Raw genomic sequence first — 19,824 nt, 5'->3', positions numbered from 1 at the left:
ATGCTAGGCGGGCAGGACCGCCGTCACCAGTACGAATCGGCCCGCTCGCGGGCTCCGGTCAGCCGTTGTCGCGCACGTACTGCTCGGGGTCCTTGTCCACGATCGGCACGCCGTCGACGTGCTCGGCCTCGTACGCGGCGAAGGCCAGCCCGATGCGGTGCCGGGTCTCGAGGTCGACGTGCTCGCGGAAGTCCTTGAGGCCCTCGTGCTCCTCCTCGCCCATGTGCTCGTCGTTGGCCTCACGGGCGTCGTTCACGCCCTTCCACCACGCGTCGCTGCCGACGTCGGCCTGCTGCGCGGCGAGGATGCCGTCGCGGATGTCGTTGTGGTCGCCGATCGCGTCCTCGGTCTCCTCGACCTCGGCGTCGGTGTGCAGCCGCTCCCCCAGCTTGAGCAGCTCGGGGTAGAAGAGCTCCTCCTCGCCCTGCGCGTGCACCTCGAGCATGGTCGAGAGGCGCTTCCACAGCACGCCGAGGGTGCGGGTGTCGTCCTTGGCCACGTCGTCGAGCATCGCGAACATGCGCCGCTGCTCGTGGTGGTCGGACAGGATCAGCTCGCAGATGTCCACGCCCTGCAGCCTAGGAGGCGCCTCAGACGAGGACCGGGGGCAGGGCTCCCTCGTGCTCGAGGAGCCACCGCTTCGTCTCGAGCTCGTGGCCCGGCTCTCCGCCGGAGAAGCCGCCGAGGCCGTCCGCGGCGACGACGCGGTGGCAGGGGATGACGAGGGGCACGGGGTTCGCGGCCATGATCGAGCCGATCGCGCGGGCCGGCACGCCGGTGCCGCTGCGCCGGGCCAGCCCCGCGTACGTGACCGTCTCCCCGCAGCGCAACTCTCGCAGGGCCATGAGCACCGCGAGCGTGGTCGGCTCGAGCGGCGGCAGGTCGAGCGGCAGGTCGAAGTCGCCGCGCTGGCCCGCGAAGTACTCGCGCAGCTGCCCGAGCACCAGCTGCACCGTCTCGTCGGGGTCGCGCGACGCGTCGCCCTGCTCCAGGCCCCACCCGAGCCGGCGCAGCCCGGCGGGCCCGGCGAGGATGCCGACGACGCCGACCTGGGTGTCGTACGCGTCGTGGAACAGCGGGTTCACGCCACCCATCCTCCCGTGCCCCGCCCCCGTGCGACCACTGGTCACCGGTGGGCGTCCCGCCGGCGTGTCGCGGCCCGCACGTGACCAGTGGTCAGCAGGAGCGGGCCGGGTCGTGCCGGTCGGACGGCCGGGGGCTCAGTCGGACAGCACCACCAGCGCATCCCGGTGCACGACCGTGCGGTCGTAGCCGGAACCGCGCTCCGCCGTCAGGTCCTGGGTCGTGCGGCCGAGGAGGCCGGGGAGCTCGTCGGAGTCGTACGCCACGAGGCCGCGGGCCACGACGACGTCGTCGGGACCGACCAGGTCGACCGGTTCGCCGGCGGCGAAGGTGCCCTCGACGGCGGTGATGCCGGCGGGCAGCAGGGAGGCCTTGCGCTGCACGACCGCGCGCACGGCCCCGGCGTCGAGGACGAGGCGGCCCTTGGTCTCGCTGGCGTGGCGCAGCCACAGCAGCCGCGTCGGGCGGCGCTTGCCGGTCGGGGTGAACAGCGTGCCGACCGCGCGTCCCGCCAGCGCCTCGCCGGCGTGCGGGGCCGAGGTCAGCACGACGGGGATCCCCGCCGAGGTGGCGATCCCCGCGGCCTCGATCTTGGTCTGCATGCCCCCGGTCCCGACCGCGGAACCGCGCCGGGTCACGTCGACCCCGGCCAGGTCGCCCCGGCCGGAGACGACGTCGATGCGCTCGGCGCCGGGCGTCGCCGGGTGCGCGGTCCACAGGGCGTCGACGTCGCTGAGCAGCACGAGCGCGTCGGCGTGCACGAGGTGCGCCACGAGGGCGGCGAGGCGGTCGTTGTCGCCGAAGCGGATCTCCTGCGTGGCGACCGTGTCGTTCTCGTTGACGACGGGCACGACGCCCAGCTCGAGCAGCCGCCCGAACGTCCGGAACGCGTTGCGGTAGTTGCCGCGCCGGGTGACGTCGTCGACGGTGAGCAGCACCTGGCCGACGCCGAGCCCGGCCCGGGCGAACAGCCGCCCGTAGTGCTCCATGAGCAGGCTCTGCCCGACCGACGCCGCGGCCTGCTGGTTGGCCAGGTCGCGCGGACGGGTCCGCATGCCGAGCGGGGCGAGCCCCGCGGCGATGGCGCCCGAGGACACGAGCACGACCTCGCGCCCGGCCAGCCGTACGGCGACCAGGGCGTCCACCAGGGCACCGATCCGGTCCGGGTCGATGCCCCCGGTCGGGGTGGTCAGCGAGGAGGAGCCGACCTTGACGACGACGCGGTGCGCGGCCGCGACCACCCCGCGCTCGTCGTCGCGGTCCGCCTCAGCGGTGGCGACCACCGTGGTGCCCCCCGTGGTGGCGCTCGCGCACACCCGCGGCCTCCTCGGCCTCACGGGCCTCCTGGTACTCCCGGTCGAGCTCACGGCGCCGCGCGACGGCCGGGCGCTGGCTCGGCTCGAGCCGGTCGTCCTCGCCGCGCCGGCTCAGGATCTCGGCGCCCACGTCGACCTGCGGGGCGAAGTCGAAGACGACCGCGCCGGTCCCGTCGGCCGCACCGCCGATGGCCACGCCGTCGCCGGCCCGGGCACCGAGGGCGAGGAGCTTGTCCTCGACGCCGATCCGGTTGAGCCGGTCGGCGAGGTAGCCGACGGCCTCGGGGTTGCCGAAGTCGGTCTGGCGCACCCAGCGCTCGGGCTTCTCCCCGTGGACGCGCCACAGGTCGTTCTCGCGCGCGATCGTGAAGGGGGCGCCGCCGCCGCGGACGGGCTCCGGCCGGAGCACGATCCGGCGCGGCTCCGGGGCCGGCAGCGAGGCGCGGCGCTGGGCGACCAGGTCGGCCATGGCGTACGTGAGCGCGCGCAGGCCCTCGCCGGTCTTGGTCGAGATCCCGAAGACGCGGTAGCCGCGGGCCTCGATGTCGGCTCGCGCGATCTCGGCCAGCTCGGCGGCGTCGGGGACGTCGACCTTGTTGAGCGCGACGAGGCGCGGCCGGTCCTCCAGGCCGCCGTGCGCGGTGAGCTCGCCCTCGATGACGTCGAGGTCGGACACCGGGTCGCGGCCGGGCTCGAAGGTGGCGCAGTCGACGACGTGCACCAGGGCGGCGCAGCGCTCGACGTGGCGCAGGAAGTCGTGGCCGAGGCCGCGGCCCTCGCTGGCGCCCTCGATGAGGCCGGGCACGTCGGCGACGGTGAAGGTGGTCTCACCGGCGACGACGACGCCGAGGTTGGGCACGAGCGTCGTGAACGGGTAGTCGGCGATCTTGGGGCGGGCCCGCGAGATCGAGGCGACGAGCGAGGACTTGCCGGCGCTCGGGTAGCCGACGAGCCCGACGTCGGCGACGACCTTGAGCTCGAGGGTGACCGTGCGCTCCTGGCCGTCCTCGCCGAGCAGCGCGAAGCCGGGGGCCTTGCGGCTGGAGGAGGCCAGCGCGGCGTTCCCGAGCCCGCCGCGTCCGCCCTGCGCCACGACCAGCTCGGTCGCAGGCCCGGTGAGGTCGGCCAGCCGCTCGCCGGTGTCCGCGTCGGTAACCACGGTGCCGTCGGGCACGCCGAGCACGACGTCGTCGCCGTTCGAGCCGTTCTGGTGGTCGCCGCGGCCGGGCTGGCCGCTGGTGGCGCGGCGGTACGACTGGCGGTGGTAGTCGACGAGCGTGGTGACGTCCGGGTCGACCCGGAGGATCACCGAGCCGCCGTTGCCGCCGTTGCCGCCGTCGGGGCCGCCGAGCGGCTTGAACTTCTCGCGGTGCACGGAGGCGCAGCCGTGACCGCCGTTGCCGCCGAAGGTGTGCAGCGTGACCTGGTCGACGAAGCTGGGGATGGCCATGACGGGCGCCTCCTCTCAGGAGGGACGGGCTTGCGGGTGGAGACGGCCTGCGGGGCCGGGAGCGGTGTGCGCCGAGAAACGACGAGAGGGCGGCCCCGGAAGGGCCACCCTCTCGACACGTTGCTGCGGAGCGGTCAGACCGCGGCGACCTCGGGGGCGGCGACCTGGACCGGAGCGATGTTGATCACGCGACGCCCGCGGCGGGTGCCGAACTCCACGTGGCCCGGGACCAGCGCGAACAGGGTGTCGTCCCCGCCGCGACCGACGCCCTCGCCGGGGTGGAAGTGCGTGCCGCGCTGGCGGATGATGATCTCGCCGGCGTTGACGAGCTGCCCGCCGAAGCGCTTGACGCCGAGCCGCTGGGAGTTGGAGTCACGACCGTTGCGGGTCGAGCTCGCGCCCTTCTTGTGTGCCATCTGCCTGCCTCAGCTCTCGATACCGGTGACGCGGACCTGGGTGTACTTCTGACGGTGCCCCTGGCGCTTGCGGTAGCCGGTCTTGTTCTTGAACTTCATGATCCGGATCTTCGGACCCTTGGTCTCGGCCACGACCTCGGCGGTCACCGAGGCGTTGGCGAGCGCCGAGGCGTCCGAGGTCACCGAGCTGCCGTCGACCAGCAGGAGCGGCGTCAACGCCACCGAGGCACCGGCCGCGCTGTGCACGCGGTCGATCTCGAGGACGTCGCCGACGGCGACCTTGTGCTGGCGGCCGCCACTACGCACGATCGCGTACACGCCTGACCCACTTCCCTATATGTCTTGGTGGTGCGCACGACCGCGTCGAGCGACGGGCACGTGCCGAGGTGCGCCTATGTGCGCGCACCGAGGGTCAAGGTTACGTGCCGCGTCCAAGAAGGGTCAAACGCCGGGCACTACGGTGTCCAGCATGCCAGACCAGACCGCGTCCCCCGGACCGGCGCGGAGCGCCCGCCGGGTCGTGCTGACCGGCGCCTCGGGACGGATCGGGCGCACGGTCGCCGAGCACCTGGCCGGGCGCTGGGACCTGACGCCGACCGACCGGCAGGCCACCGCGGACGTCGACGAGCTCGACGTCAGCGACCTCGACGCCTGCCGTGCCGCCTTCGCCGGGGCGGACGCCGTCGTGCACCTCGCGGCCGACCCGTCTCCGGACGCGACGTTCGACGACCTGCTCTCCCCCAACCTGGTCGGGCCGTACGCGGTGGCGCGCGCCGCCGCGGAGGCGGGGGTGCGCCGGCTCGTCCTGGCCAGCAGCCTGCACGCGGTCTCGGGGATGCCGCCGCAGGTGCAGCGCCGCACCGGCGACCGGCCCCGCCCGGCGAACCTCTACGGCGCGAGCAAGGCGTGGAGCGAGGCGATCGGCGCGATGACCGGCGCCACCACCGCCACGAGCGTCGTCGCGCTGCGGATCGGCTACTTCCACCTCGACCGGCCGGCCCACGACGGGGACCCGCTGGAGCGCACCGCGTGGCTGAGCGGGCGCGACGCCGCCGAGCTGGTCCGGGCGGCGGTCGAGGCCGAGCTGCCCGCCACCGCGCTGGGGTTCGTCGTGGCCAACGGCGTCTCGGCGAACACCCACCTCGCCGCCGACCTCGAGGAGACCCGCGCCACCCTCGGCTACGCGCCGGTCGACGACGCGTGGGCGGTGGACGCATGAGCGACCCCGGCCCGCCGACGGGGTCGGACACCTTCGGCCTCCCGGTCGTGCACGCCACGGCCTACCTGACCGCGCTGCGCGAGGGCGGCTCGCTGCCCGGGCTCGTCGAGGCCGACGACCTCGGGACGTACGTCGTGAAGTTCACGGCGGCCGGCCAGGGCCCCAAGGCGCTCGTCGCCGAGATCGTGGTCGGCGAGCTCGGGCGCACCCTCGGCGTCGACATCCCCGACCTCGCGCTCATCGAGGTCGACGCCGAGCTGGGGCGGCGCGAGCCCGACGAGGAGGTCCAGGAGCTCGTCACGGCCAGCGCCGGGCTCAACCTGGCCGTCGACTTCCTGCCCGGCTCCGTCGGCTACGACGCGAGCTTCGACGTCGACGCCGGCCAGGCCGCGCGGATCGTCTGGCTCGACGCGTTCGTGGCGAACGTCGACCGCAGCGCCCGGAACACGAACCTGCTGGTCTGGCACAAGAACCTCTGGGCGATCGACCACGGGGCCTGCCTGCGCTTCCACCACGCGTGGGGGCGGCCGGAGGCGTTCGCGACGTCGGCGTACCGCTACGACGACCACGTCCTGGCCCCCGTCGGCGACCCGCGCTCCGTCCACGAGGAGCTGGCGGGCCAGGTGGACGAAGGCCTCCTCGCCGACGTGCTCGACCTGGTCCCGGACGCCTGGCTCCTGCCCGACCCGACCCGGCCCGACCCGCTGGCCCCGCCCGACGCCCCGGCCGCGCGGGCCGCGTACGTCGACTACCTGCTGGCGCGCCTCGCGCAGGCCGAGCGGTGGCTCCCGTGACCCGCCACGCCTTCGTCTACGCGGTGCTGCGGGCCGTGCCGCGGGTCGACCGCGGCGAGTTCGTCAACGTGGGGCTCGTCCTCTACTGCCAGGCGCTGGACTTCCTGCACGCCGCCGTGGTCGTCGACCCGGTCCGGCTGCGCGCCCTCGCCCCCGACGTCGACCTCGACGCGGTCCGCACCGCGGCCGAGGCGGTCGTCGTCGCCGCCCGGACGCCGGTCGGCTCCGCGCGGGAGAACGAGGGGCTCGCCGTCCGCTTCGGCATGCTCACGGCCCCGCGGAGCACGGTCGTCCAGCCCTCGCCGGTGCACGCGGGGCTCACCAGCGACCCGGAGCAGACGCTGGCCCAGCTCCTCACGCGGCTGGTCGCTCCCCCGGTCTGAGCGCACGGGTGCGAGGCTGGGGCGCGTGACGCACCCCCTGACCGGCCACGAGGTCCGGCTGTCCGCCGGCCGCTACACCGCCTCGATCGTCTCTGTCGGCGCCAGCCTCCGCTCGCTCGAGCACGACGGCCGCCCGCTGGTCGTCGGGTTCGAGGCCGACCGGCTCCGCCCGGCGTACCGGGGCGCGGTGCTCGCCCCGTGGCCCAACCGGGTCGTCGACGGCCGCTACGTCTTCGACGACGTCGAGCAGCAGCTGGCCCTGACCGAACCCGAGCGCGGGCACGCGCTGCACGGGCTGCTCGTCTGGACCGACTGGGAGGTCGTCGGGTCCGACGAGACGCGGGCCGTCCTGCGCACCGAGCTGGCGCCGAGCGCCGGCTACCCGCACCGCCTGCTCGTCGAGGTCACGTACGACCTCGGCGAGGCGGGGCTCACCACGACGGTCACGGCCCGGAGCCTGTTCGACCGCGCCCCGTACGGCACCTCGGCCCACCCCTACCTGACCGCGGGCGGGGCCCGGCTGGACGACTGCACGCTGACCCTGCCGGCGGACCGCTGGGTCGAGACCGAGGGCGAGCGGCTGCTGCCGTTCGGCGAGCGGGCGGCGGCCGAGGCGCCGTGGCCCGACTTCCGCCGGCCCACCCCCATCGGCGCCGCCAAGGTCGACCACGCCTTCACCGGCCTGGTCCGCGAGGCGGACGGCACGGCACGCGTCCGGCTCGAGGCGCCCGACGGCTTCGCGGTCGAGATGACGTGGGGCACCGAGCTCGACTGGGTGCAGGTGCACACCGCCGACCGGCCGGAGCCCGAGCTGGACCGCGCCGGCCTGGCGGTCGAACCGATGACCTGCCCGCCGGACGCGTTCCGCACCGGTCAGGACGTCGTCGTGCTCGAGCCCGGGGCCGAGCACACCGCGTCCTGGACGATCAGCGCCGGCTGACCCGGCAGGAGCGGAGGGTCGCGGTCAGTCCTCGTTGCCGAAGAGCGCGAGGAGCTCGCGGAACTGCGGGCTGTCCTCGCCGTCCGGCCCCTGCACGGAGCTCAGCACGTCGTTGAAGCCGTCCACGTCGCCGAGGTGGCCGTCGACGTCGGCGAAGCCCATCGTCCACTCCGGGAAGCGGCGCGATGCCCGGTCCTCGACGAGCACCGTGTCCACCGCGTGGTGCCGCGAGTCGGCCGAGATCGTGGCGTAGAGGCCTTCGACCTGGTCGCGGGCACCCTCGAGGACCTGCAGGAAGGTGCCCTGGCGGTACAGCAGGATGCCGGTGACGTCGAGACGGGCGTTGTTGGCCCGGCTGCGGGCGAGCAGGTCCAGCAGGTCGGACTCGGTGAACGGGACGGAGGCCTGGCTCTCGTAGGCCAGCGAGTACAGCACCGCGAGATCCTACGACGCGCACGGCGGACCGCACCGGCTAGAGGTCGACGACGACCTTCCCGCGGACGTGCCGGCCCGCCTGGAGCTCGACGGCGGCGCGCACGTGCTCGATCCCGAAGGTCGCGGCGAGCGGGACGACGAGGCGTCCCGCGGCCACGTGCGCGGGATCTCCTCGAGGGCGCCGGGTGCGGCGTTCGCGCCGTTGGCCGGGGTGATGCCGTCGACCGCCGCAGCGATGGTCGTGATGCGTGCGTCCGGCACGCCGAGCGCCCGAGCCGCCTGCACCACCTCCGTCCCGTAGAGGTCGACGGCCGCGGTGACGCCGTCCGGGACGAGGGCCCGCACCCGTTCGGCCAGGCCCTCCCCGTACGTCACCGGCTCGGCGCCGAGCTCGGCCAGCGCGTCGGCCGAGGCCGCCGAGCCGGTGCCGATCACCCGCGCGCCCGCCAGCCGGGCGAGCTGGACGACGAACACGCCGACGCCGCCGCCGGCACCCCCGACGAGCAGCGTGTCGCCCGCTCCCGGGCGGACGACCGCCAGGGCCGCCGCCGCCGTGCAGCCCGCGATGCTGAGCACCGCGGCCGTGCGGTCGTCGACGCCGTCCGGCGTGCGGTGCGCGTCCCCGCCCACCGCGATGCTGCCCTCCGCCTCCACGACCACGTGGTCGGCCACGGCCCGCGAGAGGGCACCGCCGAACACCCGGTCCCCGACCGCGAAGCCCGTGACCCCCGCGCCGACCTGGTCGACCGTCCCGGCGTAGTCCGTGCCGAACCCGCAGGGCAGGGCGAGCCCGAAGCGCGCGGCGGTCGCCGCGTCGGCCGTCATGAACCAGTCCATCGGGTTCAGGCCCGCAGGGCCGACGCGACCCGCAACCGCGAGCAGCTGCTGGCCGTCGCCACCCGCCTCTTCGCGTCCTCGGCCACCGAACCCTCCATGCGCGCGATCGCGCAGGAGGCCGGGGTCGGCATCGCCACGCTCTACCGGCACTTCCCCACCCGGGAGTCGCTCGTCGACGCCGTCTACCGCGACCAGGTCGAACGCCTGACCACCGGCGCCGCCGAGCTTCTCGAGCGCCTCCCGCCGACCGAGGCGCTTCGCCGCTGGATGGACCTGTTCGGCCGCTGGGTCGCGACCAAGCAGGGCATGCTGGCCAGGCTGCTCACGATGGTCGAGTCGGGCGAGCTCGCCCACGCGCACACGCGCGGCGAGCTGCTGACCGCCGTCGACGACCTCCTCCGCGCCGGGCGCCGGGCCGGCGAGCTGCGCGACGACGTCGGGCCGGAGGACGTCGCGGCCGCGCTCGTCGGGATCTTCACCGTCGCGCGGGCCCCGGAGCACGAGGCGATGGCCACGCGGCTGCTGGACGTCCTCGCCGACGGGCTGCGCAGGCCGCGCTAGCCGCGGTTGGACGACGGGGCCAGCCGGGCCAGCGCGGGCCCGGTCCCGGCGGCGTCGTCGTCGGCCAGGACCGCGATCGTGGTCGCGTCACCGGTCATCCGGGCGAGCAGGGACGCGTACCCGGGGTTGTCGCCGGGCACGAACCAGGCCGGGCGGCCCAGGACCGTTCCGCTGAACGTCCCGTAGCCGTACGCCTCCCCCACGACCGAGCCGGCGGACAGGTCCGGGGGCAGCTCGGCGCGGCGTGCCCAGAGCCGCTCGGGCTCACGCAGCACGGCGCCGTCGCCCAGCGCCCGGCTCCACGCGACGAGGTCCTCGGTGGTCGTCCAGAGGTCCCCGGTCCCGGGCAGGGCGGCCAGTCCGGGCGCCACGTGCACGGGCCGGCCCTCGTGGTGGCCGTGCGCGACCGCGCGACTCGAGGGCTGGTCCGCGCCGAGGCCGAAGACGCCCGTCGTGGTGCTCCGCAGGCCCGCGGGCGCGAGGGCCAGCTCGGTCGCCAGCGCGGCGTACGTCGCCTGCGTCGCCGACTCGAGGAGGAGCGCCGCGACGGCGTAGCCGGGACTGCTGTAGAGCCACCGTCCGCCGGGCGCGCCGACCAGGGGCGTCCGGAGCACGAGGTCGACCAGGTCCCCGGGCGACGGCGGGTCGCCGGTGAGCGGCGCGAGGCCGAGCTCGGACCAGTGGCCGACGCCGGAGGTGTGGGTGAGGAGGTGGTGCAGCGTCATCGGGGCCCAGGCCGACGGGGCGGAGGGCAGCACGCGCCCGACCGGCGCGTGCAGGTCGACGTCGCCGCGGTCGGCGAGGGCGAGGGCGACGACCGCCACCACCTGCTTGCTGATCGAGCTCGCCTGGCTGCGGGTCCGCGCCGACCAGCGAGTCCCGGTGGCCTCGTCGACGAAGCCCTCGGCGAGCTCGTCGACGACCGTCCCGGCCCGCTCGACGAGGGCGGAGCCCGACCAGGGGGCCGTCACCACGGGGCTCAGCGCAGGTGCTCGACGGCGGCGCGCTGCACGTCGAGGGCGCCGGTCCAGCGCTCCATGAACGCGTCGAAGCCGGCCACGTCGCCCTCGTCCGGGTCGACGGTGCTCAAGGTGGCGTCGGCGAAGACCACCGAGTCGAGGTAGTCGGCCAGGCTCTGGCCCTCGCTCCGGCGGACGAGGTACGCGGCGAGCACGGCGATGCCCCAGGCACCGCCCTCCCCCGCCACGTCGCCCACGGCCACGGGGACGCGCACGGCCGCGGCCAGGAAGCGCTGCGCGACACCGGCGGTCTTGAACACGCCGCCGTGCGCGAACATCGCGTCGATCGCCACGTCCTCGTCGGTCTGCAGCACGTCCATGCCGACCCGCAGCGTCGCGAACGCGCTGTAGAGCTGCGTCCGCATGAAGGTCCCGAGGCGCAGGCTGCTGCCCGGCGTCCGCACGAACAGCGGACGGCCCTCCTCGGTGTCGGTGATGGGCTCGCCGGCCAGGTAGTTGAAGGCGACCAGGCCGCCGCCGTCGGGCTCGCCGTCGAGGGCCGCGCCGAACGCCGCCTCGTACGCGGTCTGCGTCGACACCTCCACGCCGGCCGCGCGGGCGAACTCGCCGAACAACGACACCCAGGCCGCCAGCTCGCTGGCCCCGTTGTTGCAGTGCACCATCGCCACCGGGTCGCCGGCGGGCGTGGTGACGAGGTCGAGCTCGCGGTGCGGGCGGCGGAGCGCCCGGTCGAGCACGACCATCGCGAAGATGCTGGTGCCGGCGCTGACGTTGCCCGTGCGCGCGGCGACCGAGTTCGTCGCCACCATGCCGGTGCCGGCGTCGCCCTCGGGCGGGCAGAGCGGCGCGCCCGCGCCCAGCGCGCCGCCGGGGTCGAGCCGGGCGGCCCCGTCCTCGGTCAGCCGGCCCGCGTCCTCGCCGGCGCCGAGCACCCGCGGCAGCAGCTCGACCAGCGGCGTCGCCAGCCCGAGCGGGCCGGCCAGCTCGTCGAACTGCGCCAGCATCCGCTCGTCGTAGCCGTGGGTCTCGGCGTCGATCGGGAACATGCCGCTCGCGTCGCCGACGCCGATGACCTTCTCCCCGGTCAGGCGCCAGTGCACGTAGCCGGCCAGGGTGGTGACGAAGGCGACCCGGCCGACGTGCTCCTCGTGGTCGAGCAGCGCCTGGTAGAGGTGCGCCACCGACCAGCGGTGCGGGATGTTCGTCCCGAACCGCTCGCTCAGCTGCTCGGTGGCCGGTCCGGTGTTGGTGTTGCGCCACGTCCGGAAGGGCACGAGCAGCTCGCCGTCGGCGTCGAAGGCCAGGTAGCCGTGCATCATCGCCGAGACCCCGAGGGCCCCGACCCGGTCCAGCCGTACGCCGTGCTGCTGCTCGAGGTCGGCCGACAGCTCGACGAACGCCGCCTGCAGGCCCTCCCACGCCGACTCGAGCGGGTAGGTCCAGAGGCGGTCGGTGAAGGAGTTCTCCCAGTCGTGACCACCGACCGCGACCGGGGCGTGGTCGTGGTCGACGAGGACCGCCTTGATCCTCGTCGAGCCGAGCTCCACGCCGAGCGCGCACCGGTCCAGGTCGATGGTCACGAACCACTCCTCCGTCGTCTTCTGCCTGCTCTGCCCCGCGTCCCGCCCCGTGGCGGCCTACTTCGACGCGTTCGCGGCCCGCCGCTTGTTGAAGATGTCGAACGCGACGGCGAGCAGCAGGACGAAGCCCTTGATGAAGGACTGGACCTCGGTGCCGAGGCCGAGCAGCGACATGCCGTTGTTGAGCACGCCCATGATCAGGCCACCGATGATCGCACCCGTGACCGTGCCGATGCCGCCGGTCACCGCGGCGCCACCGATGAAGGCGGCCGCGATGGCGTCGAGCTCGAAGCCGGTGCCCGCGCCGGGCAGCGCGGAGTTGCTGCGCGCGGTGAAGGCGATGCCGGCGATGCCGGCCAGCAGGCCCATGTTCACGAACAGCGCGAAGTCGACCTTCTTGGTGTCGACGCCGGACAGCTGGGCGGCGTGCAGGTTGCCGCCACGGGCGTAGATGTGGCGCCCGAAGACGAACTGGTGCATCACCGTGGAGTAGATCAGGATCAGCGCGGCCAGGATCACCAGCACGATCGGGGTGCCGCGGTAGCTGGCGAGGGTGAAGGTGATCGCCAGGATGAAGACGGCGGTGAACACGGCCTGCGCGAGGAACCACGAGCGCGGCTCGTCCTCGAGGCCGAGCTTGACCCGCTTGGACCGCTCGCGGACCTGGGTGCCGACGAGCCCGATCGTGGCCAGGATCCCGAGCACCAGCGTCAGCGGCTCGAAGGTCGTCTTGCCGCCGCCCAGGTCGGGCAGGTAGCCCGAGCCGATGGCGACGTACGCGTCCGGGAACGGCGTGATCGGGACGTTGTGCAGCACCATCTGGGTCAGGCCGCGGAAGGTCAGCATGCCGGCCAGCGTGACGATGAAGGCCGGGATCCCGACGTAGGCGATCCAGAAGCCCTGCCAGGCGCCGATCACCCCGCCGACCAGGATCGCGGCGATGACGCCGAGCCACCAGGGCCAGCCCCACTGGACGATCATGATGCCGCTGATCGCGCCGACGAAGGCCACCACGGAGCCGACCGAGAGGTCGATGTGGCCGGCGATGATGATCATCACCATGCCGATCGCGAGGATCAGCACGTAGGCGTTCTGCCCGACGATGCTGGTGACGTTGCGCGGCGTGAGCAGCGTGCCGCCGGTCAGCACCTGGAACAGGATCACGATCGCGATCAGCGCCAGGAAGATGCCGACCTGGCGGAGGCGGCCGGACAGCAGGGCGCCGAGGCCGCCGCCCCCGGGCTCGGGGTTCGGCGGGACGACCGGCGTCGGCTCGCTGATGGTCTGCGTGGACGCGGACATGCCGCTCACTCCTTCTCTTGGGTCATGTACTGCATGAGCTTCTCCGGCTGGGCCGTCGCGACGTCGACCTCACCGGTGACGCGGCCCGCGGACAGCGCGTAGATGCGGTCGCAGATGCCGAGCAGCTCCGGCAGCTCGGAGGAGATGACGATGATCGCCTTCCCCTGCGCCGCCATCTGGTTGATGATCGTGTAGATCTCGTACTTGGCGCCGACGTCGATGCCGCGGGTGGGCTCGTCGAGGATCAGCACGTCCGGGTCGGTGAACATCCACTTGGACAGCACGACCTTCTGCTGGTTGCCGCCCGAGAGCTTGCCGGTGATCACCCCGACGTCCGGCGCCTTGATGCGCATGCTCTTGCGGTAGCCGTTCGCCACCACCGTCTCGCGGTTGGCGTCGACGTGGCCCCACGTCGCGAGCTTGCCGAGCGCCGAGCCGGAGATGTTCCGCTTGATGTCGTCGATCAGGTTGAGCCCGTAGCGCTTGCGGTCCTCGGTCGCGTACGCGATGCCGTGCGCGATCGCCTGCTTGACCGTGTTCGCCGAGATCTGCCGGCCGTCCTTGTACAGGCGCCCGGAGATGTCGCGGCCGTACGAGCGCCCGAAGACGCTCATGGCCAGCTCGGTGCGACCCGCGCCCATCAGTCCGGCGATGCCGACGACCTCGCCCGCCCGGACGTAGAGGTTGGCGTGGTCGACCACGACGCGGCTCTGCTCGAGCGGGTGGTGCACGGTCCAGTCCTCGATGCGCAGCACCTCCTCGCCGATCTCGACGTCGCGCTCGGGGTAGCGGCTGTCGAGGTCGCGCCCGACCATCCCGCGGATGATGCGCTCCTCGGAGACGTCGTCCCCCCCACCACGACGGTGCAGGTCGAGGGTCTCGATGGTGCGGCCGTCGCGGATGATCGTCACCCGGTCGGCGATAGCTTTGATCTCGTTCAGCTTGTGGCTGATGATGATCGAGGTGATGCCGTGCTCGCGCAGCCCGTCGATCAGGCCGAGCAGGTGCGCGGAGTCGGTGTCGTTCAGCGCGGCGGTCGGCTCGTCGAGGATGAGCAGCTTGACCTCCTTCGACAGCGCCTTGGCGATCTCCACCAGCTGCTGCTTGCCGACGCCGAGGTCGACGATCTTGGTCACCGGGTTCTCGGCCAGGCCGACCCGGCGCAGCAGCTCGGCCGCCTTGAGGTTGGTCGCGTTCCAGTCGATGCGTCCGCGGCGCTGCTGCTCGTTGCCGAGGAAGATGTTCTCCGCGATGGAGAGGTAGGGGCTCAGCGCGAGCTCCTGGTGGATGATCACGATGCCCGCGCGCTCGGAGTCGCGGATGCCGGCGAACGAGGCCACCTGGCCCTCGAAGACGATGTCGCCCTCGTAGGTGCCGTGCGGGTAGACCCCCGACAGCACCTTCATCAGCGTGGACTTGCCCGCGCCGTTCTCGCCGCAGATCGCGTGGACCTCGCCGCGCTCGACGCTCAGGTTGACGTCGGTGAGGGCCTTGACCCCGGGAAAGGTCTTGGTGATGCCCACCATCTCCAAGATGGCGTCGCTCATCGTGTGCTCCTCGTGCTGGTGCTGGGTCGTGCCGTGCGTGCTGCGGAGTGGTGCTGCGGTGTGGTGCTGCGAGAGGGGCCGGTGCCCCCGCCACCGGAACGGGCGGGGGCACCGGCAGCACTCGGGAAGAGGGGCTGTGTCCATCGTGGGGGGACGACCCCCGCACCCCCCCGAGAAAAGGGCTTACTCGCCCTTCTCGACGCCTTCCTTGGTGTAGTAGCCGCTGTCGACGACCTCCTTGATGAGGTTGTCCTTGGTCACGACCACCGGCTGGTGCAGGTAGGCCGGGACGACCTTGACCTTGTTGTTGTAGGTCGTGGTGTCGTTGGTCTCCGGCGTCTTGCCGTTGAGCACGTCGTCGACCATGGTCGCCGCGGTGTCACCCAGCTTGCGGGTGTCCTTGAAGACCGTCGAGTACTGCACGCCGTCGAGGATCAGCTTGTCCGAGGGCTTCTCGGCGTCCTGACCCGTGACGATCGGGTTCGGGATGCCCGCCGCCTTGGTGGCGTTGAGGATGCCGCGCGACAGGCCGTCGTAGGGCGAGAGCACGCCGTCGAGCTTGGTGCCCTTGGCGTAGGACTTGTTGAGCAGGTTCTCCATGCGGGCCTGCGCGGTCTCGAGCTTCCACTGCTGGATGGCGACCTGGCTGAACTCGGTCTGGCCGGAGACGACCTTCAGCGTGCCCTTGTCGATGTAGGGCTGGAGCACGCTCATGGCGCCCTTGAAGAAGAACTGCGCGTTGTTGTCGTCGGGGCTGCCGGCGAAGAGCTCGACGTTGAACGGACCGGTCTTGCCGGTGTCCTTGCCGTCGGCGTCGAGGACGCCGAGGCCGGTGAGCAGCGAGGTGCCCTGCTGCACGCCGACCTTCTCGTTGTCGAACGTCACGTAGTAGTCGACGTTCGGCGAGCCGTTGATCAGGCGGTCGTACGCGATGACCTTGACGTTGTCGCCGCTGGCGTCGGCCAGCTGCTGGGTCAGGGCGGTGCCGTCGATCGAGGCGACGATGAGGGCCTTGGCCCCGTTGTTCAGCATCGACTCGATCTGCTGCTGCTGCTGCGGCACGGAGTCGTTGGCGTACTGCAGGTCGACCTTGTAGCCGAGCGACTCGAGCTTGGCCTTGACGTTGTTGCCGTCGTCGATCCAGCGCTCGGAGGTCTTGGTCGGCATCGCGACGCCGATGAGGGCGCCCTTGTTGGCGCCGGCGGCCGGGGTGTCGCCGGCCCCTTCGACGCCCGCGCGGCCGCCGCCGCAACCGGCTGCGGTCAGCGCGAACGCGGCCGTGGCGGCCGCCACCACCATGATCTTGCGTGCTCTCACTTCGAGGTTCCTTCCTTCGTTTCCTGGGTGGTGCTCGTGGTTCCCGCTCGGCTCAGAAGCCGGCGGAGAGACGGTGGTAGGCGTTGTTCCAGCGCAGCTCCTGCAGGAACTCGCGCGGCCGGGTGCCGCCGTCGATGACGGCGAGCTCGACCCCGAGCGCCTCGGCGAAGTCGTCCATGACGTCGGTGCCGACGGCCTTGCTCAGCACGCTGTGGTGCGGGCCGCCGGCCATGATCCAGCACTCCGCCGACGTCGGCAGGTCGGGCTTCGGCTCCCAGACGGCGCGCGCCACGGGCAGCTTGGGCAGCGGCTCGTCGGGGGCGGTCACGTCGATCTCGTTGAGCACGAGGCGGAAGCGGTCGCCGAGGTCGCAGATGCCGACCACGACGGCCGGGCCGGCGGCGGCGTCGAAGACCAGGCGGACCGGGTCCTCGCGGTCGCCGATACCGAGCGGGTGGATCTCCACACGCGGGCGGGCGGCGGCGATGCTCGGGCAGACCTCGAGCATGTGGGAGCCGAGGATCTTCTGCCGTCCCGGCGCCAGGTGGTACGTGTAGTCCTCCATGAAGGAGGTGCCGCCGGTCGCCGGCACCCGGCCCCCGGCCATCGCCTTGATGGTGTGGAGCATGACCGAGGTCTTCCAGTCACCCTCGCCGCCGAAGCCGTAGCCCTCGGCCATCAGCCGCTGGACGGCGAGGCCGGGCAGCTGGCGCAGCCCGCCCAGGTCCTCGAAGTTGGTGACGAAGGCGCCGAAGCCGCCCGCGACCAGGAAGTTCCGCAGGCCGGCCTCGATCCGCGCGCCGTAGCGCAGCGACTCGTGGCGGTCGCCACCGGGCAGCAGCTCGGGCGCGACGTCGTACTCGTCGCCGTAGGCCTGCACCAGCTGGTCGACCTCGGCGTCGCTCGCCTCGTCGACCGCGGCGACCAGCGCGTTCACGCCGTACGCGTTGACCGAGACGCCGAAGACGCGCTGCGCCTCGACCTTGTCGCCCTCGGTGACGGCGACGTCGCGCATGTTGTCGCCGAAGCGGGCCAGCTTGAGCGAGCGGACGGCGGCGACGCCGAGCGCGGCGCGCTGCCAGTCGGCGACCTTGCGCTGCACGTCGGGGTTGCTGACGTGGCCGACGACGGTCTTGCGGTGCACGCCGAGGCGGGTCTGGATGTAGCCGAACTCCCGGTCGCCGTGGGCGGCCTGGTTGAGGTTCATGAAGTCCATGTCGATCTCGGACCACGGCAGGGACTCGTTGGCCTGCGTGTGCAGGTGCAGCAGCGGCGTCTGGAGCGCGTCCAGGCCGTTGATCCACATCTTCGCCGGCGAGAACGTGTGCATCCAGGCGATCAGGCCGATGCAGTCCTCGTCGGCGTTCGCCGCCAGCACGGTGCGGTGGATCGAGCCCGAGTCGGTGAGCACCGGCTTCCACTCGACCCGCACCGGCAGGACGCCGGAGGTGTCGAGCAGCCGCACGACCTCCTGCGACTGCTGCTCGACCTGCGCGACGATCTCGGGGCCGTAGAGGCCCTGGCTGCCGGTGAGGAACCACACGACGGGTGCGGACGACGAGGAGGGGGTCAAGGGTGCTCCTTGGTGCGGGTCGGGACCGGGGTCTGAGCCGGGGCTCAGCGCTGGCCGTAGACGTTCTGGTAGCGGTCGTAGAGGGCGTCGATCTGGGACTGCTCGATGGGCAGGGGGTCACCGAGCTGGCGCGCGACGTGGACGGTGCGGGCGACCTCCTCGCACAGCACGGCGGCCTTGACGGCGGCCTTGGCCGACGCGCCGACGGTGAACGGGCCGTGGTTCTGCATGAGGACCGCGCGCGAGCGGTGCTGCCGCAGCGTGTCGACGACCCCGCGCCCGATCGAGTCGTCGCCGATGATCGCGAAAGGCCCGACGGGGACCTCCCCGCCGAACTCGTCGGCCATCATCGTCAGCACGCAGGGGATGGCCTCACCGCGCGCCGCCCAGGCGGTCGCGTAGGTCGAGTGCGTGTGCACGACCCCGTTGACCTCGGGCATGTGGGCGTAGACGTAGGCGTGCGCGGCGGTGTCGGAGGACGGTGAGCGGTCGCCCTCGACGAGCCGGCCCTCGAGGTCGCAGACCACCATCGCCTCGGGCGTCAGCTCGTCGTAGCCCACGCCGGACGGCTTGATCACGAGCAGGTCGTGGCCGGGCACGCGGGCCGACACGTTGCCGGCGGTCCAGACCACGAGCTCGTTGCGCGGCAGCTCCGCGTGCAGGGCCGCGACCTCGGCCCGCACCTGCGCCAGCAGGTCGGCGGGCACGGCGGCCAGCAGACCGGCGGAGGACGCGGCGGCCTCGGTGGCGCTGCCGGCCGGGCGGGTGCTCATGGGTCTCCCTGCGTCGCGAGGTGGGCGCCGTACGGCCCGCGGAGACAGAGGTCTCCCGCGACGCACGGCGATGTGAACGAGAACATCGCAGAGCATGTCCTCAGAGAAAGGCCGTGTCAAGCGCGGCGGGTCCTTGACACTGAGAAATGTTTACGCTCACACTTCAGGAACTTGGTCGCTGCGGACCGGGGGTTCTCCGGCCGTGCGACGGCGCAGCGGCGCCACGACGACGACGACGTGGAGGAACCATGAGACCCACCCCTCGGCTCACGAGGATCGCGACCCTGCTCTCGGTCGCAGCCCTGTCCGTCACCACCCTCGCGGCCTGCGGCGGGGGCGGCGAGGCGGCCCCGGCCGGCCAGTCCGGTGGCGGCGGCGGCTCCGACAAGCTGACGATGGGCTTCGCCCAGGTCGGCGCGGAGAGCGGCTGGCGCACGGCCAACACCAAGTCGATCCAGGAGTCGGCCTCGTCCGCCGGGGTCGACCTGAAGTTCTCCGACGCGCAGCAGAAGCAGGAGAACCAGATCAAGGCGATCCGCACCTACATCCAGCAGAAGGTCGACGTCATCGCCTTCTCCCCCGTCGTCGAGACCGGGTGGGACACCGTGCTGCTGGAGGCCAAGCGGGCCAACATCCCGGTGATCCTCACCGACCGTTCCGTCGACTCGACCGACACGACGCTCTACAAGACCTTCCTCGGCTCCGACTTCGTCGCCGAGGGCAAGAAGGCCGGCGACTGGCTGGTCAAGGACTCGGAGGGCAAGAGCGAGGTCGACGTCGCCGAGCTCCAGGGCACGACCGGCGCTGCCCCCGCGATCGACCGCAAGGAGGGCTTCGCCGAGGCGATCAAGGCGGCCCCGCAGATCAAGGTCGTCGCCTCCCAGACCGGTGACTTCACGCGGTCGGGCGGCAAGCAGGTCATGGAGGCGTTCCTCAAGTCGAACCCCGACATCGACGTCGTCTACGCCCACAACGACGACATGGCCCTCGGCGCGATCGAGGCCATCGAGGCGGCCGGCAAGAAGCCGGGCAAGGACATCGAGATCATCAGCGTCGACGCCGTCAAGGACGGCATGACCGCGCTGTCCGAGGGCAAGATCAACTACATCGTGGAGTGCAACCCGCTCCTCGGCCCGCAGCTGATGGACCTGGCCAAGAAGGTCAAGGCGGGCGAGGAGGTGCCGCAGCGCGTGGTCACCGAGGAGACCACGTTCACGCAGGACGAGGCCAAGAAGGCCCTGCCCGACCGCAAGTACTGAGCGGACCCCGGAACGGTCGGCGCCCCGGGCTCGTGCCCGGGGCGCCGACCCCACCACCC

21 protein-coding genes are annotated in these 19,824 nt (G+C 72.7%); 6 read left to right on the top strand and 15 right to left on the bottom strand.

Features of this window, described 5'->3' with window-relative positions:
• Nucleotides 1–58: 58 nt before the first annotated feature.
• From BMY04_RS06400 to rplU, 6 genes are all read right to left on the bottom strand, one after another.
• Complete coding sequence (locus BMY04_RS06400) at nt 59–568, bottom strand: hemerythrin domain-containing protein (protein WP_091178282.1); 510 nt, start codon at nt 566–568, stop codon at nt 59–61.
• Nucleotides 569–590: 22 nt separating this feature from the next.
• Nucleotides 591–1,085: a methylated-DNA--[protein]-cysteine S-methyltransferase gene (locus BMY04_RS06395; RefSeq protein WP_232506143.1), complete on the bottom strand. Its 495-nt coding sequence runs from the start codon at nt 1,083–1,085 to the stop codon at nt 591–593.
• A 135-nt stretch (nt 1,086–1,220) separates the two neighbouring features.
• Nucleotides 1,221–2,366: a glutamate 5-kinase gene (gene proB, locus BMY04_RS06390; protein ID WP_091178559.1), complete on the bottom strand. Its 1,146-nt coding sequence runs from the start codon at nt 2,364–2,366 to the stop codon at nt 1,221–1,223.
• Nucleotides 2,350–3,849, bottom strand: a complete 1,500-nt coding sequence (obgE, locus tag BMY04_RS06385; protein ID WP_091178280.1) for a GTPase ObgE — start codon at nt 3,847–3,849, stop codon at nt 2,350–2,352. Before obgE ends, proB begins: the two co-directional genes overlap by 17 nt.
• Before the next feature lie 134 nt (nt 3,850–3,983).
• A complete protein-coding gene (rpmA, locus tag BMY04_RS06380; RefSeq protein WP_091178279.1) occupies nt 3,984–4,265 on the bottom strand; it encodes a 50S ribosomal protein L27 in 282 nt (93 codons plus the stop codon).
• A gap of 9 nt (nt 4,266–4,274) precedes the next feature.
• Nucleotides 4,275–4,583, bottom strand: a complete 309-nt coding sequence (gene rplU / locus BMY04_RS06375) for a 50S ribosomal protein L21 (RefSeq protein WP_091073213.1) — start codon at nt 4,581–4,583, stop codon at nt 4,275–4,277.
• A 151-nt stretch (nt 4,584–4,734) separates the two neighbouring features.
• On the opposite strand from rplU, the gene BMY04_RS06370 reads away from it, so the two are divergent.
• From BMY04_RS06370 to BMY04_RS06355, 4 genes are read left to right on the top strand one after another with little or no spacing between them, the layout of a single operon-like run.
• Complete coding sequence (locus BMY04_RS06370) at nt 4,735–5,484, top strand: NAD-dependent epimerase/dehydratase family protein (RefSeq protein WP_170854022.1); 750 nt, start codon at nt 4,735–4,737, stop codon at nt 5,482–5,484.
• Nucleotides 5,481–6,278: a HipA family kinase gene (locus BMY04_RS06365; RefSeq protein WP_091178277.1), complete on the top strand. Its 798-nt coding sequence runs from the start codon at nt 5,481–5,483 to the stop codon at nt 6,276–6,278. Before BMY04_RS06370 ends, BMY04_RS06365 begins: the two co-directional genes overlap by 4 nt.
• Nucleotides 6,275–6,661: a DUF3037 domain-containing protein gene (locus BMY04_RS06360; protein WP_091178276.1), complete on the top strand. Its 387-nt coding sequence runs from the start codon at nt 6,275–6,277 to the stop codon at nt 6,659–6,661. Before BMY04_RS06365 ends, BMY04_RS06360 begins: the two co-directional genes overlap by 4 nt.
• A 25-nt stretch (nt 6,662–6,686) precedes the next feature.
• Nucleotides 6,687–7,601, top strand: a complete 915-nt coding sequence (locus tag BMY04_RS06355) for an aldose 1-epimerase family protein (RefSeq protein WP_091178275.1) — start codon at nt 6,687–6,689, stop codon at nt 7,599–7,601.
• Between the two features lie 24 nt (nt 7,602–7,625).
• Here the strand turns inward: BMY04_RS06355 and BMY04_RS06350 are convergent, their stop codons facing one another.
• Both BMY04_RS06350 and BMY04_RS06345 read right to left on the bottom strand, forming a co-directional pair.
• Nucleotides 7,626–8,036: a BLUF domain-containing protein gene (locus tag BMY04_RS06350; RefSeq protein WP_091178274.1), complete on the bottom strand. Its 411-nt coding sequence runs from the start codon at nt 8,034–8,036 to the stop codon at nt 7,626–7,628.
• Nucleotides 8,037–8,045: 9 nt separating this feature from the next.
• Entirely contained in the window at nt 8,046–8,873 is an 828-nt protein-coding gene (locus BMY04_RS06345; protein ID WP_232506142.1) for a zinc-binding dehydrogenase, read from the bottom strand.
• Between the two features lie 45 nt (nt 8,874–8,918).
• On the opposite strand from BMY04_RS06345, the gene BMY04_RS06340 reads away from it, so the two are divergent.
• Nucleotides 8,919–9,434 (top strand): TetR/AcrR family transcriptional regulator, encoded by a 516-nt coding sequence (locus tag BMY04_RS06340; RefSeq protein WP_269766204.1) that lies wholly within the window; start codon nt 8,919–8,921, stop codon nt 9,432–9,434.
• On the opposite strand, the gene BMY04_RS06335 is transcribed toward BMY04_RS06340, so the two are convergent.
• The 7 genes from BMY04_RS06335 to BMY04_RS06305 all read right to left on the bottom strand — a co-directional run bounded on the left by BMY04_RS06335 (nt 9,431) and on the right by BMY04_RS06305 (nt 18,428).
• Nucleotides 9,431–10,408, bottom strand: coding sequence for a serine hydrolase domain-containing protein (locus BMY04_RS06335; protein ID WP_170854021.1), 978 nt, complete (start codon nt 10,406–10,408; stop codon nt 9,431–9,433). The two genes, BMY04_RS06340 and BMY04_RS06335, sit on opposite strands and share 4 nt — an antisense overlap.
• A gap of 5 nt (nt 10,409–10,413) precedes the next feature.
• On the bottom strand, nt 10,414–11,994 hold the full coding sequence (locus BMY04_RS06330) for a xylulokinase (RefSeq protein ID WP_091178273.1): 1,581 nt from the start codon (nt 11,992–11,994) through the stop codon (nt 10,414–10,416).
• Nucleotides 11,995–12,051: 57 nt separating this feature from the next.
• Nucleotides 12,052–13,296: a multiple monosaccharide ABC transporter permease gene (mmsB, locus tag BMY04_RS06325; protein ID WP_091178556.1), complete on the bottom strand. Its 1,245-nt coding sequence runs from the start codon at nt 13,294–13,296 to the stop codon at nt 12,052–12,054.
• Nucleotides 13,297–13,301: 5 nt separating this feature from the next.
• Nucleotides 13,302–14,843 (bottom strand): multiple monosaccharide ABC transporter ATP-binding protein, encoded by a 1,542-nt coding sequence (mmsA, locus tag BMY04_RS06320; protein ID WP_091178272.1) that lies wholly within the window; start codon nt 14,841–14,843, stop codon nt 13,302–13,304.
• A 183-nt stretch (nt 14,844–15,026) separates the two neighbouring features.
• Complete coding sequence (gene chvE / locus BMY04_RS06315) at nt 15,027–16,160, bottom strand: multiple monosaccharide ABC transporter substrate-binding protein (protein ID WP_232506141.1); 1,134 nt, start codon at nt 16,158–16,160, stop codon at nt 15,027–15,029.
• A 52-nt stretch (nt 16,161–16,212) separates the two neighbouring features.
• Nucleotides 16,213–17,733, bottom strand: a complete 1,521-nt coding sequence (gene araA / locus BMY04_RS06310) for an L-arabinose isomerase (protein WP_091178270.1) — start codon at nt 17,731–17,733, stop codon at nt 16,213–16,215.
• A gap of 44 nt (nt 17,734–17,777) precedes the next feature.
• Nucleotides 17,778–18,428 (bottom strand): L-ribulose-5-phosphate 4-epimerase, encoded by a 651-nt coding sequence (locus tag BMY04_RS06305; protein WP_198409999.1) that lies wholly within the window; start codon nt 18,426–18,428, stop codon nt 17,778–17,780.
• Nucleotides 18,429–18,754: 326 nt separating this feature from the next.
• On the opposite strand from BMY04_RS06305, the gene BMY04_RS06300 reads away from it, so the two are divergent.
• Nucleotides 18,755–19,765 (top strand): ABC transporter substrate-binding protein, encoded by a 1,011-nt coding sequence (locus BMY04_RS06300; RefSeq protein ID WP_091178268.1) that lies wholly within the window; start codon nt 18,755–18,757, stop codon nt 19,763–19,765.
• The last annotated feature ends 59 nt before the right edge of the window (nt 19,766–19,824 follow it).

Source organism: Microlunatus flavus, assembly GCF_900110855.1.
In the GTDB taxonomy this organism is placed as follows: Bacteria; Actinomycetota; Actinomycetes; order Propionibacteriales; family Propionibacteriaceae; genus Microlunatus; species Microlunatus flavus.
This window is presented reverse-complemented; position numbering and strand designations above follow the sequence as displayed.